Source organism: Salinisphaera sp. G21_0 (genome assembly GCF_017744115.1).
GTDB lineage: Bacteria > Pseudomonadota > Gammaproteobacteria > Pseudomonadales > Endozoicomonadaceae > Endozoicomonas.
Map to the genome: position 1 here is coordinate 1 of NZ_JAGHQW010000061.1, position 16,633 is coordinate 16,633.

At 48.9% G+C, this 16,633-nt stretch carries 15 protein-coding genes and 3 tRNA genes; 6 read left to right on the forward strand and 12 right to left on the reverse strand.

What is annotated here, in order from left to right; all coding sequences use genetic code 11:
• From J7439_RS21320 to tnpA, 3 genes are all read right to left on the reverse strand, one after another.
• The coding region (locus J7439_RS21320) for an IS66 family transposase (protein WP_209204014.1) at positions 1-649 on the reverse strand (649 nt) is incomplete at its 3' end.
• An 18-nt stretch (positions 650-667) separates the two neighbouring features.
• Entirely contained in the window at positions 668-1,039 is a 372-nt protein-coding gene (gene tnpB, locus J7439_RS21325; RefSeq protein WP_286198469.1) for an IS66 family insertion sequence element accessory protein TnpB, read from the reverse strand.
• 2 nt (positions 1,040-1,041) lie between these two features.
• A complete protein-coding gene (gene tnpA, locus J7439_RS21330) occupies positions 1,042-1,341 on the reverse strand; it encodes an IS66 family insertion sequence element accessory protein TnpA (protein WP_209204016.1) in 300 nt (99 codons plus the stop codon).
• Positions 1,342-1,785: 444 nt separating this feature from the next.
• Between tnpA and J7439_RS21335 the strand changes: the two genes are divergently transcribed.
• Entirely contained in the window at positions 1,786-2,982 is a 1,197-nt protein-coding gene (locus J7439_RS21335) for a hypothetical protein (protein ID WP_209204017.1), read from the forward strand.
• Between the two features lie 251 nt (positions 2,983-3,233).
• Here the strand turns inward: J7439_RS21335 and J7439_RS21340 are convergent.
• The 3 genes from J7439_RS21340 to J7439_RS21350 form a co-directional block, all read right to left on the reverse strand.
• Positions 3,234-3,326 (reverse strand) — tRNA-Ser (locus tag J7439_RS21340).
• A gap of 9 nt (positions 3,327-3,335) precedes the next feature.
• Positions 3,336-3,412: transfer RNA gene (locus J7439_RS21345), tRNA-Arg, on the reverse strand.
• Positions 3,413-3,475: 63 nt separating this feature from the next.
• Positions 3,476-3,552: transfer RNA gene (locus J7439_RS21350), tRNA-Arg, on the reverse strand.
• Between the two features lie 255 nt (positions 3,553-3,807).
• On the opposite strand from J7439_RS21350, the gene J7439_RS21355 reads away from it, so the two are divergent.
• Positions 3,808-5,004 carry a hypothetical protein gene (locus tag J7439_RS21355; protein WP_209204018.1) on the forward strand — a complete coding sequence of 399 codons (1,197 nt, stop codon included), beginning with the start codon at positions 3,808-3,810 and terminating at the stop codon, positions 5,002-5,004.
• Positions 5,005-5,028: 24 nt separating this feature from the next.
• Here the strand turns inward: J7439_RS21355 and J7439_RS21360 are convergent, their stop codons facing one another.
• Both J7439_RS21360 and J7439_RS21365 read right to left on the reverse strand, forming a co-directional pair.
• Positions 5,029-6,129, reverse strand: a complete 1,101-nt coding sequence (locus J7439_RS21360; protein ID WP_209204019.1) for a J domain-containing protein — start codon at positions 6,127-6,129, stop codon at positions 5,029-5,031.
• Between the two features lie 142 nt (positions 6,130-6,271).
• Complete coding sequence (locus J7439_RS21365; protein ID WP_209204020.1) at positions 6,272-7,672, reverse strand: MATE family efflux transporter; 1,401 nt, start codon at positions 7,670-7,672, stop codon at positions 6,272-6,274.
• Between the two features lie 137 nt (positions 7,673-7,809).
• Here J7439_RS21365 and J7439_RS21370 point away from each other — a divergent pair, with 137 nt between their 5' ends.
• Positions 7,810-8,436, forward strand: a complete 627-nt coding sequence (locus tag J7439_RS21370) for a TetR family transcriptional regulator (protein ID WP_209204021.1) — start codon at positions 7,810-7,812, stop codon at positions 8,434-8,436.
• 74 nt (positions 8,437-8,510) lie between these two features.
• Here the strand turns inward: J7439_RS21370 and J7439_RS21375 are convergent, their stop codons facing one another.
• On the reverse strand, positions 8,511-8,663 hold the full coding sequence (locus J7439_RS21375) for a hypothetical protein (protein WP_209204022.1): 153 nt from the start codon (positions 8,661-8,663) through the stop codon (positions 8,511-8,513).
• A gap of 103 nt (positions 8,664-8,766) precedes the next feature.
• On the opposite strand from J7439_RS21375, the gene J7439_RS21380 reads away from it, so the two are divergent.
• On the forward strand, positions 8,767-11,028 hold the full coding sequence (locus J7439_RS21380) for an ankyrin repeat domain-containing protein (RefSeq protein WP_209204023.1): 2,262 nt from the start codon (positions 8,767-8,769) through the stop codon (positions 11,026-11,028).
• A gap of 155 nt (positions 11,029-11,183) precedes the next feature.
• Here the strand turns inward: J7439_RS21380 and J7439_RS21385 are convergent, their stop codons facing one another.
• Positions 11,184-12,704: a fumarate hydratase gene (locus J7439_RS21385; RefSeq protein WP_209204024.1), complete on the reverse strand. Its 1,521-nt coding sequence runs from the start codon at positions 12,702-12,704 to the stop codon at positions 11,184-11,186.
• A 290-nt stretch (positions 12,705-12,994) separates the two neighbouring features.
• On the opposite strand from J7439_RS21385, the gene J7439_RS21390 reads away from it, so the two are divergent.
• Complete coding sequence (locus J7439_RS21390) at positions 12,995-13,537, forward strand: 2Fe-2S iron-sulfur cluster-binding protein (protein WP_209204025.1); 543 nt, start codon at positions 12,995-12,997, stop codon at positions 13,535-13,537.
• Here J7439_RS21390 and J7439_RS21395 read toward each other — a convergent pair.
• Positions 13,534-15,339, reverse strand: a complete 1,806-nt coding sequence (locus J7439_RS21395) for a hypothetical protein (protein ID WP_209204026.1) — start codon at positions 15,337-15,339, stop codon at positions 13,534-13,536. The genes J7439_RS21390 and J7439_RS21395 overlap by 4 nt on opposite strands.
• Positions 15,340-15,590: 251 nt before the next feature.
• Here J7439_RS21395 and J7439_RS21400 point away from each other — a divergent pair, with 251 nt between their 5' ends.
• Positions 15,591-15,899, forward strand: coding sequence for a BolA family protein (locus J7439_RS21400; RefSeq protein ID WP_502950437.1), 309 nt, complete (start codon positions 15,591-15,593; stop codon positions 15,897-15,899).
• A gap of 69 nt (positions 15,900-15,968) precedes the next feature.
• On the opposite strand, the gene J7439_RS21405 is transcribed toward J7439_RS21400, so the two are convergent.
• On the reverse strand, positions 15,969-16,625 hold the full coding sequence (locus J7439_RS21405; RefSeq protein ID WP_286198470.1) for a phosphoadenosine phosphosulfate reductase domain-containing protein: 657 nt from the start codon (positions 16,623-16,625) through the stop codon (positions 15,969-15,971).
• Positions 16,626-16,633: the final 8 nt, after the last annotated feature.

Sequence of the window (16,633 nt, forward strand, 5' to 3'; positions counted from 1 at the left end):
TGACGGTGATACCGCTGGCTTCCAGTCTCTGGTGTTGACGATAAAGCGGCAGGTGGTAGCGGTATTTCTCAACCAGCAGGCCAGCTATAAAACTCACATCGGCAAAGCTGCGGTCAAACAGGCCGGATGGGGCTGCCGCCGTGCTCAGGGTTTGGTCTCCCTTGTGGCGAACGACATCCCTCTGGTATTTCAGAATCACGTAACTGCCCGGACGCTGCGCCAGGCGATGGGTATATTTATGGTCAATGATTTCATACTGGTCGGCGTCTTCACCCTGCATTTCAGGAGCCGCAATATGAATCAGCTCAACGGGTACACCTTCTGTAAAGCGCAATCCCTGATCGGTAACACAGTCATCCGGCCTGTGCTTCTTTCTGCGCTCATAGGTGATGATTTCTGTTTCCGGAATCTCTGGAGACTCAATGTCCTTGAAGATCTCCCCGAGAGCCAGCTGGTCCGGGTTTTCTATCAGTCTCTTTTCCGTTTTTTCACCAAACAGCTGTTGTTTAAACCAGGCCAGCTGATGTTTGAGGGACTCGTTTTCCTGCTTCAGGTGTTCGTTCGCAGATTTGTGCTCCTGCAACAGCACCTGCAACTGCTTGAGCAGCTGCAGGTGAGAGGGTTGATTGGCAGGAACAGGAAGATTCATAGCCCTTGAATGTAGCTGCTATTCAGAGGTTGTGCTGTTCGATGTATCAGGTTTTACATAACGTTTGTGATAGCGGATAGAACGGGTATCAATACCGTCAATGATCAGCTTCAGGTCGGTCAATGCCAGCAGCTGTTTAACCGCCTGACCGGCGTGGGAGTGAAACTGACCCTGCTCCAGCCGTTTACTCCAGATGCAATAACCGCTGCGTTCAAAGTACAGCACCTTGCACTGTTTTCGACGACGATTGATGAAGACGAACAACTGCCCACTCAACGGGTCTTCCTCAAGGGTATTTTTCACCAGGGCGACCAGGGCGTTGTATGACTTCCTCATATCGGTGGGGCGGTTATAAAGCCAGACCCGCACCTGTGATTCAGGAAAAAACATGATCAACGCCGCATACGCAGGGTTACACCACCGGGCAATTCCAGTTCAATTTCCCATGGAGGCAGGTCTGAAGGTGTGTTGTGAAAATCGGTTTTAAATTCGAACCAGTCAGAGTTTGGTTGTGCTGGTTGATCAGGCCTTTCGGTTACCTGCCTTAGTTTGCGTTTCCACAATGTGAAGGTGGACAGGCAGATATTGCGCGAAAGGCAAAAGGCTTTCTGGCTGATGCCGCTTTCCCGCTGTTGATCGATGAGGCCTTGCCACTGTTCAGAAGTACGGCGGTTAGGTTGTTTTTGATTCACGGCTCGCTCCTGTTTTTGAAACAGGGGTTAGCGTGGCAGACAGATGATGGGTTTTGAAGACGTCCTTAAATAAGCGCTTACTCCTTTATTAACAAGCCGTGCTGGCGATGGTGCTGCGACAATTGCGGGTGTTTACAGGCATTGGCACGTCTTGCGATATCGCTTTCGATGATAGCTGGCGCAATACAATAAGCTCAATAGGCTGATTGCAAGCACTTACATCTTTTCTTTACGAAAGCATGAGTTTTCTCACCGCCAAATAATGATAAAGCCATTAAAATTGAACTTATCGCTGACTTGATTATCAAATGAAGCTGCCGGTTTACCGCTTCTGAATAATAATCTGAATAGTAATGACACCCTTGATCTACAAGGATTATTATCTTCGAGGCAGAAAAAGACTGGTTATCCTGTAAATTAACTGAAAATTTATGAGATTATATTATGCAGCCAGTAAACACCCCAACTAAACTAGCTGAGCCTTCTAATTATTCAATGACTGCAGAGTGTTCAGATAATAAGCGCTCAGATAACAACAGCCCAACAAATAAATACATTAATTCCAGCTCACCTGAAAGATTTGGTGATAATACACAAAAAACTCTAACCGAGCGTGAGACAATAACTGTTGTTGAGCCTAAGGTTGCTCACGATCCTGAACCAAACGCTTCAGCTTCTTTGTTACCATCTTCGTCATATCCATCTTTAGGTGCTGAATCAGAAACAACCAGTTTTGATGCTAAATCAGAAGCTATCGTCATGGATATTATCAGAGAAATGAAGTCAAAAATTTCGGCTGATATTTCTCTCCCGGATGGCTGGAAAATAATGCCAGAGAAAACACCATGCAGCGACCTTATTGAAGGATTAGTAATTGACAATACTGGAATGCCTCGAATTCAATACAGTGGAAAAACAGCCATTTATGATGCTTACTTAATCACACGCCAACTAAATTACGAGAATGCTTTGCAAAAACGGACTGAAATTCAATCTGCTGAATTAATTGAAGAACAGCAAATGGCTGCTTATAGTCAGCTCAAAAAACTGATGGGTGCAGAAGTTTTTAAGTGTTTTGCTGTCCAGCTTGATAACATATTATATAATGGTATGGCACATCTGGGTTATGGATCACGTCTTTTTGCACAAGTTGACACAGTCTTAAACTGGTACAATACAGAACAAAACAAATCAAATGTTGAACAATTTTTGCATGGTGAATTTAAAGGAACGAAAGCAGCTATTAAACTTGAGCAATTCATCGAAATGTTCGTTATCCATGAGGATTTAGATTTAATAACAAGTCTTTGTACAGAAGAAGATATTGGACCTTTCGAGGCAAGGTTCGGACCAATTCTGAATCAAGGAAACATTTATGGGCAATGGAAGCAAATAAGAGACAATTCACAATCTCATCAACACGTTACACAACATACATCTCTAACAAGATACCACTCAAAGGAGCGTATTTGTACAAGAGAAGATATTAGACTTGCCCGAGCAAGGATCGGATCAAATCCAAATCAAGAAAACATTTATGAGCAACGGAAGCAAAGAAGAAACAATCCACAATCTGATCAACACGATACACAACGTGAATATTATGCAAGATTCCGCGCAAAGGAGTGTATTATATTCTAGGAATGATCTGGACTAACCGAACTTAATACGTACTATCTATCTGATTCGATAGTCTTAGCTTTCTTGGCAAAACTGTCGGATCAGTAATCTCAGAGGCTGTACGAAAACCCTGAAATTCAGCAAAGAACATTTAAACGACGCAGTTAGGTTAAATCCATTAATTAAAATGGACACCTCTTGGACACATCAGTAAGTTGGAATAAATGAGTTAGAGTAAAAGGAGGGGGAATCAAGAAGCTAGAAAAGATAAATGGCGGTGAGGGAGGGATTCGAACCCTCGATACGGCTACAAACCGTATACTCCCTTAGCAGGGGAGCGCCTTCAGCCTCTCGGCCACCTCACCGTTTCAATTTGGCGCGCTCGGGAGGATTCGAACCTCCGACCGCCTGGTTCGTAGCCAGGTACTCTATCCAGCTGAGCTACGAGCGCGTTGTTTGAAGCGACGTAAAAGATATTTGAATCAATTCAATTCGTCAATCGCTTTTGTTGACTTGGCGCGCTCGGGAGGATTCGAACCTCCGACCGCCTGGTTCGTAGCCAGGTACTCTATCCAGCTGAGCTACGAGCGCCCTGCGTCAACGGAGGCAAACTATAGAGATTTCATTGGGTTGAGTCAAATACGGTTTTTACGGATCTGTTCATATCCAACCAACTGTTTCCTGAACTTTGTAATTTAATCGCTGTCATAAGAGTTAGGGTATAAAGCTGCGTCCGTGTTGCCTTGTTCTTTTATTAATGAAACAAACACACCAGATGAATACGTTGGAATGAAAAAAACGATTTCCTCCACTAAATACACGACCTGGTCTTGAGGAAACCCAATTATGGATAATTTGGCTTCAACGCCTGGTAAATCACTTCCTTCCTCAGTGCCTCTCAAGCACCCGGATTCAAGGGATGTGAGTATTTGTCCATCATGTCAGGAGTCTTGTTTTCAGGGCAGGAAAGTCAATCTGGTGCAAAGAAGGCCTCAGCATCGGACGATTCCAGAAGATCCCGCACAATGCCCGGTATGCAAGAAAGCCGTTGATTCACGAAATCTCTCTCCTGTTACCCAGGCCAATGAAATTTCCAAGCTCCGGGAAAACCGATGCCATGACCTGAGAGTTGTACTGGGCATAGACGATCAGATGGCTGTCACAATAGTTCGGGACTTGATGAAAGAAGGTGTCATTTTGCCTCTTGAAGAGCGATCCCGGGCTTTGAAAGAAGCCTTGGGGATTACCGACTATGAGTCGTCTTGTTACGAATGTATGAAGCTTATTGCCCAGCAGATTTTGCCCCACTCTCTTTCACTGGCAATGGGTATGTACACGGTTGTGCCCAGGCATGCCAACGCCTTATGGCAAATGGGTGTCAGCCTCTCGCCGGAAGAGCTGCATCAGGCTCTGACAGTTTTGCAGCAATCAATTGACAGTGATGGCGGCCAAGCAAGCGACCAGCGCCGTCTGATTCAGGAAGAGCATATCAAATTACTGGTTCAGATCGCAGAAACTATTCCCAGTGAAAAGTTGTCCGGGATCATGCTACCAGTATTCAAATCAGAAGATAAAGTCAGCATCGGATATATCAGGCTCTTGCTGGGAATGGCGTCCGACCCATCCTCCCATCGGCTGCTTGATGCTGTTTGCAATGATCTGGATATGGAACAAAAATCCATTATTATGAGAATCACCCTGACACTCAACAGTGATGAAGGCAGTAAACTCTTTCGCTCCCTGATAAACAGAAATGGCTCCCTGACACCAGAAGAACTGCCCAAAGCCCTGAAGGAAGTCCTGGGTAGAAACAGTACCTGCTCTAACACCCTTTATAATTGCGTTATTGACTATGCTCACGACCTGTTTGATATGGGTGCCCGTCTGGACCAGCCTGAGTGGGAAAAGGCAATGCTGAAAGCAAACGAGCTAAAATGTAACCGGGATAAGATGATGGGCGATCTTCATATCGCTTTCTTGAAACGAGACGAGACAGCTTTCAGTTTGTGGGAATCGACTCAAATGGATGCTCTGCTGGATTAATTCCCCAGCAATGCGCTATTAGCTTTAACTTTTGAACAAATCTGAATCTTGGGTCAGGTGCCTGTGCGCTTCAGTGAGTAATTGAAAAATTTTGGTATTCTCCTCAATGTTGTTAGGATTTCTAGCTGGATCATACCTTGGGGCCAAAATATTATAGGCCTTATCTACATCTTTCAGATCGTTAGAAATCCCTAGCCCCAATACTTTGAGCGAGAAAGCGTTCTTCTCTTGCATCTGCTTTGCAGAGAGTGTGCGCGGGACTCCTCTTGGGTGAATGTTATTAACCGACTGGCACAGAAGATCTACGTTACCGCCGGACTTTTTGATCAAGTTATCCGCTGTTGCCTGAGCTTCTTCCGTGGAAAAGCCTTTTCGCTCAATTTGTTCAATCACCCAAGGGCGTAGCTGGTTGGCTTTTCCGGGAATTGGAGAAACTTTTTGATTAACCCAATGCTGAAATTTGGCACTGTCTGAGCCAGGAGTATTCAGTGCTTCTGCAATGGCCTCACGAGACGCTTTCAGGTCGTAGCCTTTGACGGTGAAGTCCCTCATTGCCCACTGAAAATTTTGCTCTTGCAGTTCTCGATAGGCAGACTGTGGGTTCATTGGCGTGGTGTTTACCATAAGTTCCAGCTCGGAATAATGAGAATCGCACTGGGTTAACGCCCTATCTGCCATGAATTTGGCAACAGAGGGGGCATAACCTTTGTACTCAACAAATTGATGGGTAGCCCAGTTAGTCCATGCCTGCCGAAGGGACCCTGTACTTTTTGTCTGGCTGGAAATGCCAGTATTATTGGTAAATTGGTTAACAAAGTAATGTGCTCTGATGCAGTTTTTTAGATAATTGTCTCGCCGTTGCAGATATCTCTTGCCTAAATAGCGTTTGATAAAACGCGGCAGTTTATCCACATAATAGGTGGTCAAAGTTCTGCTATTATCCTTATTTCTAGTTGAATACGTAAACAGGCGTAACCCCAATTCAGGGACCTTATCAACTTTACTAACTTCTCGTCCGAACGCTTTATTGGGTGCTACTTGCTTACGCTGAGGTTGGGGATCATCCTCTACAATGCTAGTAGCCACTAGCCAGTCGACGGGACCCATACCACCCATACCGTCCATAAATAATTTCCTTTTTTTAATTTTGTCTGTTTATTAGATTAGAATATAGCAGTTTCAATCCAGGCCTCCTTACCGGAGGCCGCGCCACGGGCTGGTCTACCTGCCGCATAATGATTTCCAGAAGCAAAACACGATATCCGTGTTAAATCCGACAGGCTCCCGACTTGCGAGCCTCATGATTCGCTGCTTCCAGATCCTTACTCACCATCATTTGGGGGGCTGCCCGGTAAAACAGGGTAACACTGAGAGCAAACGTCAGTATTTCGGCTACCGGCAGGGCAAGAAATGCGCCTTCAAGCCCAAGGGTTTTCCAGAATAGAATGATCAGCACCAATGGCAATACCAGGGAGCGACTGATCGCAATCAGGGCCGACTGGGTAGCTGCATGCATACCGGTAAAATAGCCGGACAGGGTAATGTTGATACCGTTAAACAGAAACGCCGGCCAGATTACGGCAATGATCGACATGGTCAGCGTCAGCGTGGCAACTTCATCACTCTGAATAAAGACACTGGCCAGCTCCTCAGGGTAAACCAGCAGAGCCATCGCAAAGGTAACACCTACCATAATGGCAAGACCAACAGCCAGTCTCACAAAGCTGACAATACGCTCTGGCTTTCGGGCACCGAAGTTAACGCTGACAAGAGGCCCCAGGGCTTCAGCAGTGCCGTATGCCACCATGATGCTAAGCCACAGGATATAATTGACAATGGTAAAGGCGGCGACACCGGTAGTGCCTGCTTCAATGATCAGGATCCAGTTAATAACGAACATGAGCAGTCCACCGGACATCTCATTGATAAACTCGGAAAAACCGTTATAGGCGGCCCGGAACAACTCAAGCCAGGAACCATAGGGCTTAATCAACCGAATACGGGCCTGTTTGCCAAAGAAACGCACTACCAGAAACGCAGTACCCAGCGTATAAGCGATACCACTGGCAAATGCAGCACCACTGACACCCCAACCCCACATTCTGATAAACAACGCATCCAGTACAATGTTCGTGAAGGCGGTAAGCACCAGCCCGACCAGGCCATAGTTAGGCGCATCATCAACCCGGGCAAAATACGATAAAGTATAAGTCAGCCCCATGAACAACATAAAAGGCGAGACTATACGGATATATTCGGTGGTCAACGGCAGTGCTTCACCGTCTGCTCCCACAAAAGCCGCAATATCCCTGGCAAAAAAGTGCGCCAGGCTGGACACAGTGAGGGCAAAGATAACAATCACCGTAAGGGATTTGGTAAAAATATTGGACGCCCTGCGTGTATCTCCGGCCCCCAGGGCTTTACCGGCAACCACCGCGCCACCTACCAGCATCATGACACACAGGCCAAAGAACACCGAATACAGTGGTACCACCAGGTTAACCGCGGCCAGGGCTGTTGCCCCCACGTAATTCCCGACAAAGATACCATCAACAATACCCGCTGAAGACAGCGCTACCAGACCCAGTATGGATGGCACCACAAAACGGAAAAAATCCACCGTGGTGCAACCGGAGGTCATCGTTTCATCAGTAGTGTGAACTGACATAGGCGTTTCCTTATTGCGGCATTAGATTAACCCGCAATGCTTTGGTTCCTTTGGTTAATCAACATGAACACTTGTTCAAATTGGACACATGTTCAATTCTTTTTTATGCTATGTCAACCAGTAGTTATATCGGACAAATGCAGTCTATGAGTTACCTGCCAAAGGATGAAAAACGCAAAGCCATTCTGGAGGCCACCCTCTCCCTGGTGGTGTCCTGTGGCTTTGCCGGCATAACTGCCCGCAAGGTTGCCGCCGAAATGGGTGCCGCTACGGGAACCATCCACCATCATTTTTCGTCGCTGGATGAGTTGAAAACCGAAGTCATCCGTTATGCCATATCATCATCCGTTGACTCCGACCTGGAGGCCATTAAGGGATTACCACCCTACGAAGCCCTGTTGCAGATGTTGCTGCCATCAAACTTCCCGGACCGGGAGTTTGAAAACCGGGTGTGGCTCAGTGCCGCCGATGAAATGTGGCGCAATGAACAACTGAAGACTGTCTATTGTGAGTCCATGGCCAGCCTGACAGACCTGATTGGAAATGTGATTACCCTGGGCCAAAAACAAGGTTTGTTTGATCCGGCTCTGGATAGTCGACAATGCGCCTGGAAGTTAATGGCCACCAGCTTCACACTGTCCAATTATTCCTACCTTGGGGATAGCAGCCTCAATCTTCATGCAATCGATGAGTTGGTGATCAACGATATCCGGCTGACACTGGGCATGAAGGATTCAGAAAAAACTCAGAGAGCCCGCTTATAAATCAACATCCGTCATAGTGTTGTTTTTTAATAATCACACCGCCGCCTCAACCCGGGAACGGAAACCCGGCTTTTTCAACAGCCGTTCCCTTTCATATTCAGTTCCAACAGGATCAGGTCAGGCTCCAGTTTTACAGCGGCTTCCTGCACCATCTGCAGGATAAGAATCTGAACATGGTGATGTTCGGTCTCCTGATATCCCGGGATTGGCAAGATGCGCGTATGCATCAGTAATAAATCATTTGTCGTTTAGAAAGTAACAGGCCGGAACCTTTTTCAGGGTGATTACTCTAAGAACCCTGAAACATATTCGGACTGATGGTAAGTTACCATGCAACCACTTAATGCCAGGGGTTATCCTGGCTTGCCACCAACCGGTGCTGCTGAAAACTCAGTGGCGTCAAAGGCAGTGGTCGACACTGCTTTATCGGTTTGTGCAAAACAGATTCCCTGTAGCTCTGGCCCCGGCGATCTGGCAACATCCGATCGCAATGGATTACCACCGCCCAATGGTCGCAAACGGTCTGTGGCAGTGCAGTCCGGAGTCAGGACCGACGGTCTGGCTGGTACCGGCGACAACAGTTGTGTGAATGCACACTGTACGGACGCTGCCAGCAGACTCCCACTGAATTGTGCCGTTGAGTCCGGGGATATCAGGATGGTGGCGTGGCAGCTGCAAAATGGTGCAGAGGTTGATGGCAGCAACGAAAACTTGCTCAAGCGATCTGCCAGCCAGTTCCCAACCAATCAGGGGCTTACTCCATTGAGCCGGGCTGCCATATACGGGTTATCTGACATAGCGAGGTTGCTGTTGGAGTCCGGGGCATCTGTTGATCACTGCGATGCCAAGGGCCTGACACCACTGGCTACGGCTGCTGGCCGGGGTAACATCAAAGTAATGCAGCTGTTGCTGGATTACCGGGCAAACGTTAACGGCAATACCATCGGCTTACGGACTCCCCTGACCCAGGCTGCCAAGTGGGGACAGGTCGAAGCGGTAAGCCTGCTGCTGGAACATGGCGCGGATATTCACAGCCATGCCCGCAGCGAGAAAATACTAGGGCCCAAGGCTGCCAGGCAGAGATATGGTGCGAAAATCTACTGTTACGCCCGCGCAGCGGAAACACCAATTGCTCAGGCTGCCAAGCAAGGACAGGTTGCGGTGATAAGTCTGTTGCTGGAGCATGGCGCGGATATTCAAAGCCATGCCCGCGGAGGGGAAACGCCACTGACCCAGGCTGCCAGACGAGGACAGGTTGGAGCGATAAGCCTGTTGCTGGAGCATGGCGCGGATATTCACAGCCATGCCAGCGGAGAGGAAACGCCACTGGCCCAGGCGGCAAGATATGGACAGGTTGGAGCGATAAGCCTGTTGCTGGAGCATGGCGCGGATATATACAGCCATGCCCGTGGAGAGGAAACGCCCCTGACTCAGGCGGCAAAATATGGACAGGTTGAAGCGATAAGCCTGTTGCTGGAGCATGGCGCGGATATATACAGCCATGCCCGTGGAGAGGAAACGCCTTTGACTCAGGCGGCAAAATATGGACGGGTTGGAGCGATAAGCCTGTTGCTGGACCATGGCGCAGATATTCACAACCGTGCCCGCGGAGAGGAAACGCCTCTGACTCAGGCGGCAAAGTACGGGCGGGTTGGGGCGATAAGCCTGCTGCTGAGCAGGGGAGCCGACGCCAATAGCCAAGCTTCCGGATTGAAGACACCTCTGTGGAAGGCTGCGGCCAGGGGACATACTGAGAGTGCCCGGGTACTGCTGAGTCATGGAGCCAACATTAACAGCTGTGAAAATAATAGCTATTACCAGTGGAATCCCCTGAGTGAAGCGGTCAGGAATGGGCATATTGAGCTTGTCAAGCTGTTGTTGGAACATGGCGCGCAGTGGAAATATTCTAACGAGATAGGTCTGCTGAACCTGGCCGTTGATAAAGCCTGCATCGAGATCGTGGAATTACTGTTGCAGCATAATGCGGATGACGTAAGCCGCTTTACAGACTGCCTATTTTCACCACTGTCAGTGGCCGTCGTCAGGTTGAATTTTGAGATAGTGAAACTTCTGTTGCAAGCGGGCGCTAATCCTGATGGCTGTGCCTTTGATATCTGGAACCTCCCTCCGCTGGCTCTTGCGGCCCGATCCGGGCACATTAAATTAGTTAAACTGCTGTTGCAATCGGGTGCCGATATTCACGGCAATAAAGTTGGGGAGTATACGCCCCTGACCCAGGCAGCCGCATCAGGACATTACCGGGTGGTCCGGTTTTTGTTGCGTCACAAAGCAGATGTTCATAGCCGTGACTGTACAAAAGGTACCCCCCTGTTCTGGGCAAACAAACACGGGTTTTGTGAAATTGCTTTTGAACTGCTCTACCACGGCGGCTGTCCTCAAAGAAGCCTGGCACCGGATGTTATCCAGAAAGTCACTGAAAAATTTGGCTACAGCTCTCTGGAAACACCTCTCAGTCTAAAAGTTTTGTGCAAGAGGAGGATGATTGAGGTGTTTGATAAACAAACAATGTCTTCTTTCGATTTGCCTTATTTATTGAAAAATGAACTTCTGAATGAAAAAATTTTCCCCTGAAGCCCTGTCAGGAATGCCGGGGCGGTGATTCCTGCACCCTGGCTCTGGCACTCCTGGCAACTGCTCCAGCTCCTGCATCCATGCAGCGTTACAACTCCGTTTATCAATAAGCGGTGTATAAAAGTGACCAGCCCTTTTGCTCTTTGCAAAGAGGCTTATTTAATCTCCAGCACCTGCTCTTCGATTTTCTTTTTCCAGATCTGCGGACCAGTGTTGTGTACCGATTCGCCACGGCAGTCTACGGCTACGGTCACCGGCATATCTTCCACTTCAAATTCGTAGATCGCTTCCATTCCCAGTTCAGGGAAGGCCAGCACTTCAGCCTTTTTCACCGCCTGGGAGACCAGGTAAGCGGCACCACCGACAGCGATCAGGTAAACGGACTCATTATCCCTGATAGCCTCAATGGCTGCCGGGCCACGCTCTGCCTTACCGATCATACCGGCAAGACCGGTGCTCTCCAGCAGGGTGCGGGTAAACTTGTCCATACGGGTTGAGGTGGTTGGACCAGCCGGGCCAACAGCTTCATCACGCACAGGGTCAACGGGGCCTACGTAATAGATAAAGCGCCCTTTCAGATCAACCGGCAGCTCTTCTCCTTTGGAGATCATATCCACCATGCGTTTATGGGCGGCATCCCGACCAGTCAGAATCTTGCCAGACAGCAGCACAGTATCACCTGGCTGCCAGCTTTTGATGTCATCATGGCTCAGGTTGTCGACATTGACCTTGCGCACGCCTTCGCCCATATCCAGGCTGACTTCCGGGTAGTCATCAATATTCGGTGCTTTCTGATATACCGGACCATTGCCGTTCAAGGTAAAGTGGGCATGACGAGTGGCGGCACAGTTGGGAATCATGGCCACAGGCAGAGAAGCGGCGTGGGTTGGGTAATCCTTGATCTTGATATCCAGCACGGTGGTCAGACCACCCAGACCCTGGGCACCGATGCCCAGTTTGTTCACTTCATCCATAATCTCCAGACGCAGCTCTTCCACCCGGTTCTTTGGACCACGGGCACGGAGTTCATGAATGTCGATGGGTTCCATCAAGGCTTCTTTGGCCATCAGCATGGCTTTTTCAGCGGTGCCGCCAATACCGATACCCAACATGCCCGGAGGGCACCAACCAGCACCCATGGTCGGTACGGTCTTTTTCACCCACTCAACAATACTGTCGGATGGGTTAAGCATAACCATTTTGGATTTATTTTCAGAGCCACCACCTTTGGCAGCCAGTTCCACCTCAACGGTATCTCCCGGTACCAGGGTCATATGGATAACCGCTGGCGTGTTGTCTTTGGTGTTTTTGCGGGCACCGGCAGGATCGGCCAGTATCGAAGCACGGAGTACGTTGTCCGGATGGGTATAGGCCCGGCGAACACCTTCATTGATCAGGTCTTCAATGGATCGGTCAGTATCAAAACGTACGTTCATACCCACACGGACAAAAACAGTAACGATACCGGTATCCTGACAGATAGGACGTTTGCCCATGGCGCACATTCTGGAGTTCACCAGAATCTGGGCCATGGCATCTTTCGCTGCCCTGGACTCTTCTTTCTGGTAGGCCTGATAAACCGCATCAATAAAATCAATGGGATGATAGTAGGAAATAAACTGCAGTGCATCTGCCACACTCAGAATTAAATCATCTTCCCGAATCACAACACTCATTGGTTTTCACCCCTTGTTCTACGATTTTATTCCGCAATCCAACCTTGCCGATTTGAACCCGTGCAATAAGCTGAGAGCATCATGCCCTTTTGCACAGTCTTAACGGCAGGCAAACCTCATCTTATTTTGGACGGGGATTATACCAACGCCAAAAGCTAATAACATTGATTAACCGCAGGAGAGGTAAAGTTTTCTCAAAAAGCGTCGTTAGAGGCTGCAACTGGTATTATCGATTGCAGGTTGTAAACTTGCACACCAAATTCACTGTGCAAAATGTCAGGGGTCTTTTCGTGCCGAAGATTCAATTTCAGGGCAACAGTTACCCGATGGATGAAAAAGAGAACCTTCTGGATGGATTACTGCGCCAGCATGCCAGGGCACCTTATTCCTGCCGGGCCGGGGTCTGTCACTCCTGCATGCTTCGGGTGACGGCGGGACCTGTACCGACAGGAGCCCAGGCGTTACTGACTGCTGAGCAAATCAAAAAAGGCTATATTCTCGCCTGTCAGACCAAAGTAACTGGTGATTTAAGCCTGACACTGCCCACCCGGGATGAAGTGCCCGGTATTCTTACTGAGCTGACATCACTCAGCTCAACGGAGGTCATCATCAAGTTATCCACCCGCCTGCCTTTCGAAGTTGCCATTGGCGAACATATTACCCTGGCATCCAATGAAGGCTTTGAAGCCACTTACCCGGTTACCGGCGTCAGCGACGAGTCACAAACACTGGAGTGCATTATTGCTCGCTCCGCAGGGGGCAGCCCGTTCAGTGCCTGGATTCATTCCGAGGCAAGAGCAGGCGACCGCCTGATGGTGATCAAGAATGGCTAATCTCTGACCGGTAACGCATCAAGGGTTTTGTCATGCCCCATCCCTTCCGGATCCACATGATTCCTTGAGAATATATCGCGGGACATACAGCCGGTTTCTGCATTAACCAGACTGAAGGAAGGCTGACGCACCACTTCCTGAAAGGCGATCGTTCCATCTGGCATAACCACGGAGTGGGCAAGGTAGGCATCCACCAGCCCATGGGTATAATCAATCCCTTCTGTCTCAAAGCCCTTCAATACCAGAACTTCACCAGTTTTACATCCCAGAGCGATTTCATCACCGGTTACCGTACTTTTAATAATGGCCGGATGGCGACTGCCCAGGGGGAACTGAATGCTGCCGTAGTAATAATGCTCACCGTTGTCCCGGTGTTCCACCAGCACATCCCAGAAGGCCATAACATTCATAAACTCCCGGCCGCGATGATCCTTGACGATATTATTGCCGTGTTCACCTTTATCCAGGTATGAGCCTGACACCTTGAAGCGACGGGTAATGGCCTGATCAAAGTTGATGATGCCGGGATCCTGCTCTGCTGCAATCTGATACGCCACAGGGCGGCTGGGTAGAATGTTGATGGTGGCCTCTTTGGACTGTTTTGCTTTTTCGGCTTTGTTTTTTTCTTCAGCCTTGATTTTTTCTTCTGCCAACTTCAACTCTTCTGCTTTTGCTTTCTCTTCTCTGGCCTTTTCCTCTGCTTTTCGCTTTTCTTCAGCCACTTTCAACTCATCGGCTTTGGCCTTTTCTTCCGTTTTGCGCTTTTCCTCAGCCACTCTCAACGCTTCAGCTTTGGCTTTTTCTTCCTCTGCTTTGCGTTTTTCTTCAGCCACTCTCAACGCTTCAGCTTTGGCTTTTTCTTCCTCCGCTTTCCCCTTTTCTTCCGCCATTCTCAACGCTTCGGCTTTGGCCTTTTCCTCCGCTTTCCGCTTTTCTTCAGCCGCTCTCAACGCTTCTGCTTTGGCTTTTTCCTCTGCTTTTCGCTTTTCTTTAGCCAGTCTCAACTCTTCGGCTTTGGCTTTTCTCTTAGCCCTGCGCTGCTCCTCAGCCAACCTTAACTCTTCCGCCTTGGCTTTCTCTTCCGCTTCCCGTGCCAGTCTCTGCTCTTCAGCTTTCTTTCTGGCCTGCTCCCTTGCCAGACGGGCCTCATTTACCCGGGCCAATCTTGCCTGGTCCCTTTCTTTAACTACTGCTGACTTTGCTTCACTGGCCTTGTTATTTTCCTTCTGCAAACTCTCTGAACGCGGCCCCTGCTGCTCCCTCCCTTTATCAAGCTTTGTGGGCTTGACGATATTTGCTGACTCCCCGACTTTTGAGTCTTTGGCAATGGCGGTTCTGACAGGCATTTGGCGTACAACAGCTGTCTCGTTTTCCACCTCAGGTTTTAAGGCTCTTTGCTGCTCTGCTGTGACTATTGTCTGCTCATTGTCACCGACCAGTACTACCTCTTCATTCAGTTTCTTTTCTGCCAACCGGATATCCATAAACTTCAGAAAGGTTTCTGCCTGCACCGGGTCGGTAAGGTCAAGAGCGGCGACCTGGTTATAGAATTTAAAATCCCTGGATACACTGAGGTTTTGTGGATTGATATTCGCCCTTCTTTTTTGTTTGAGCTTCCCACCGGACTCCCCATCAGCCAGCACCGTGTAGAGAAGTACACCATCGTCGCTGTCCTTATCGGAGGCTTCTGTCTTTTTCGCATGGGCGATGGTTGAGGAGGCGGCAATAATCACTGCCGCAGACAGAACGGTTATGGCTGACTTCACTGTTCTGCCAGCAAAACCTTTATCCGGATTTCCCATAAGACCTGCACCTTTAATATCATGTAAAAGGAGAACTTCGCCGTGTAGCCTGAAAACAACTGAGCGGAGGGCTTCTGCAATTAAGGTGGTATGAGCATAGACCATGAAAAAAAATCATCCATAAACCAGGGCAAGGCGTTAGAAATATATGATTTCACAGGGTTAGCTACTTATAATGTGCCAGAAAGAGATTGCCAGGTAAGACAAACTCCTTGTCGTTCGGGCCGGGACTGAAGAGGTGATGTATGGGAATGAAAGAAAATATCATCGATAAGCTGAATGAGTCCTTACAGAATGACTTAATCGATGTAACCAATGAGAGCCATCTGCACAACACGCCACCGGGTTCAGAGTCACACTTTAAGGTCGTGATTGTCAGTGAAGCATTTGAAGGAAAAATGCCGGTCAAACGGCACCAGATGATCTATGGACTGCTGGCTGACGAACTGCGAGAGCAGATTCATGCGCTGGCGCTACACACTTACACCCCCGTTGAGTGGCAGACAAGAAACCAGACCGCCCCGGCATCACCGGATTGCCTGGGCGGCAGTAAAAAGTAAATAAGCGGCCTGTCTCTTTCGGGCAGCGGGTGACGGGCAGCGCTTACCAGCAATGTTGAATGCCAGTTCCTAACCCGCCACAGAAGTATGCAAACCACACTCCCGGTGTCCGTATACTTTTGTCGGGTCGTAGTAATCTTCTTCGATGGGCAGATCGTGGGTAACCAGGTACTCCTCAACATCGAGTTCCGTCCAGTTAAGGAGCGGTGCCACCCGGTAATAGCCATTGTTTGTCCGACTGACCACATCAAGGTTCTGCCGGAATTCAGTCTGATCCTTACGAATGGCGGTCAGCCAGTAATCCGGTGCTGATGCGTTCATGGCACGGGCAAAAGGCTCCAGTTTTACCTGCCGGGTAAACTCATCATGTTCCGGGGTATCAACCTCCGGCACACCACCGTAAATGGCATCACGAAAACCACGACTGTATTGTGGGTGAAAGACCCGGATATTGAGCTGCAAATGCCGAATCAGCTGGTCAGCAAAGCGGTAAGTCGCTTCAGTACCGTAGCCCGAATCGATCCAGACCACCGGGATATCCGGCTTGACCCGGGTGGCCATATGGATAATGGCCGCTTCATGGGGCCCAAAGTTGGTGGTCAGCACAGGTTTTTCAGCACGCTGGACGGCCCACTGGATAATAGCCTGCGGGCTCAGAGTCGACAGCTCCTGATTAATCATCTCCAGATTCATTATTTTCCCCATCAATCCATAACTTAACAGCATGCACTATA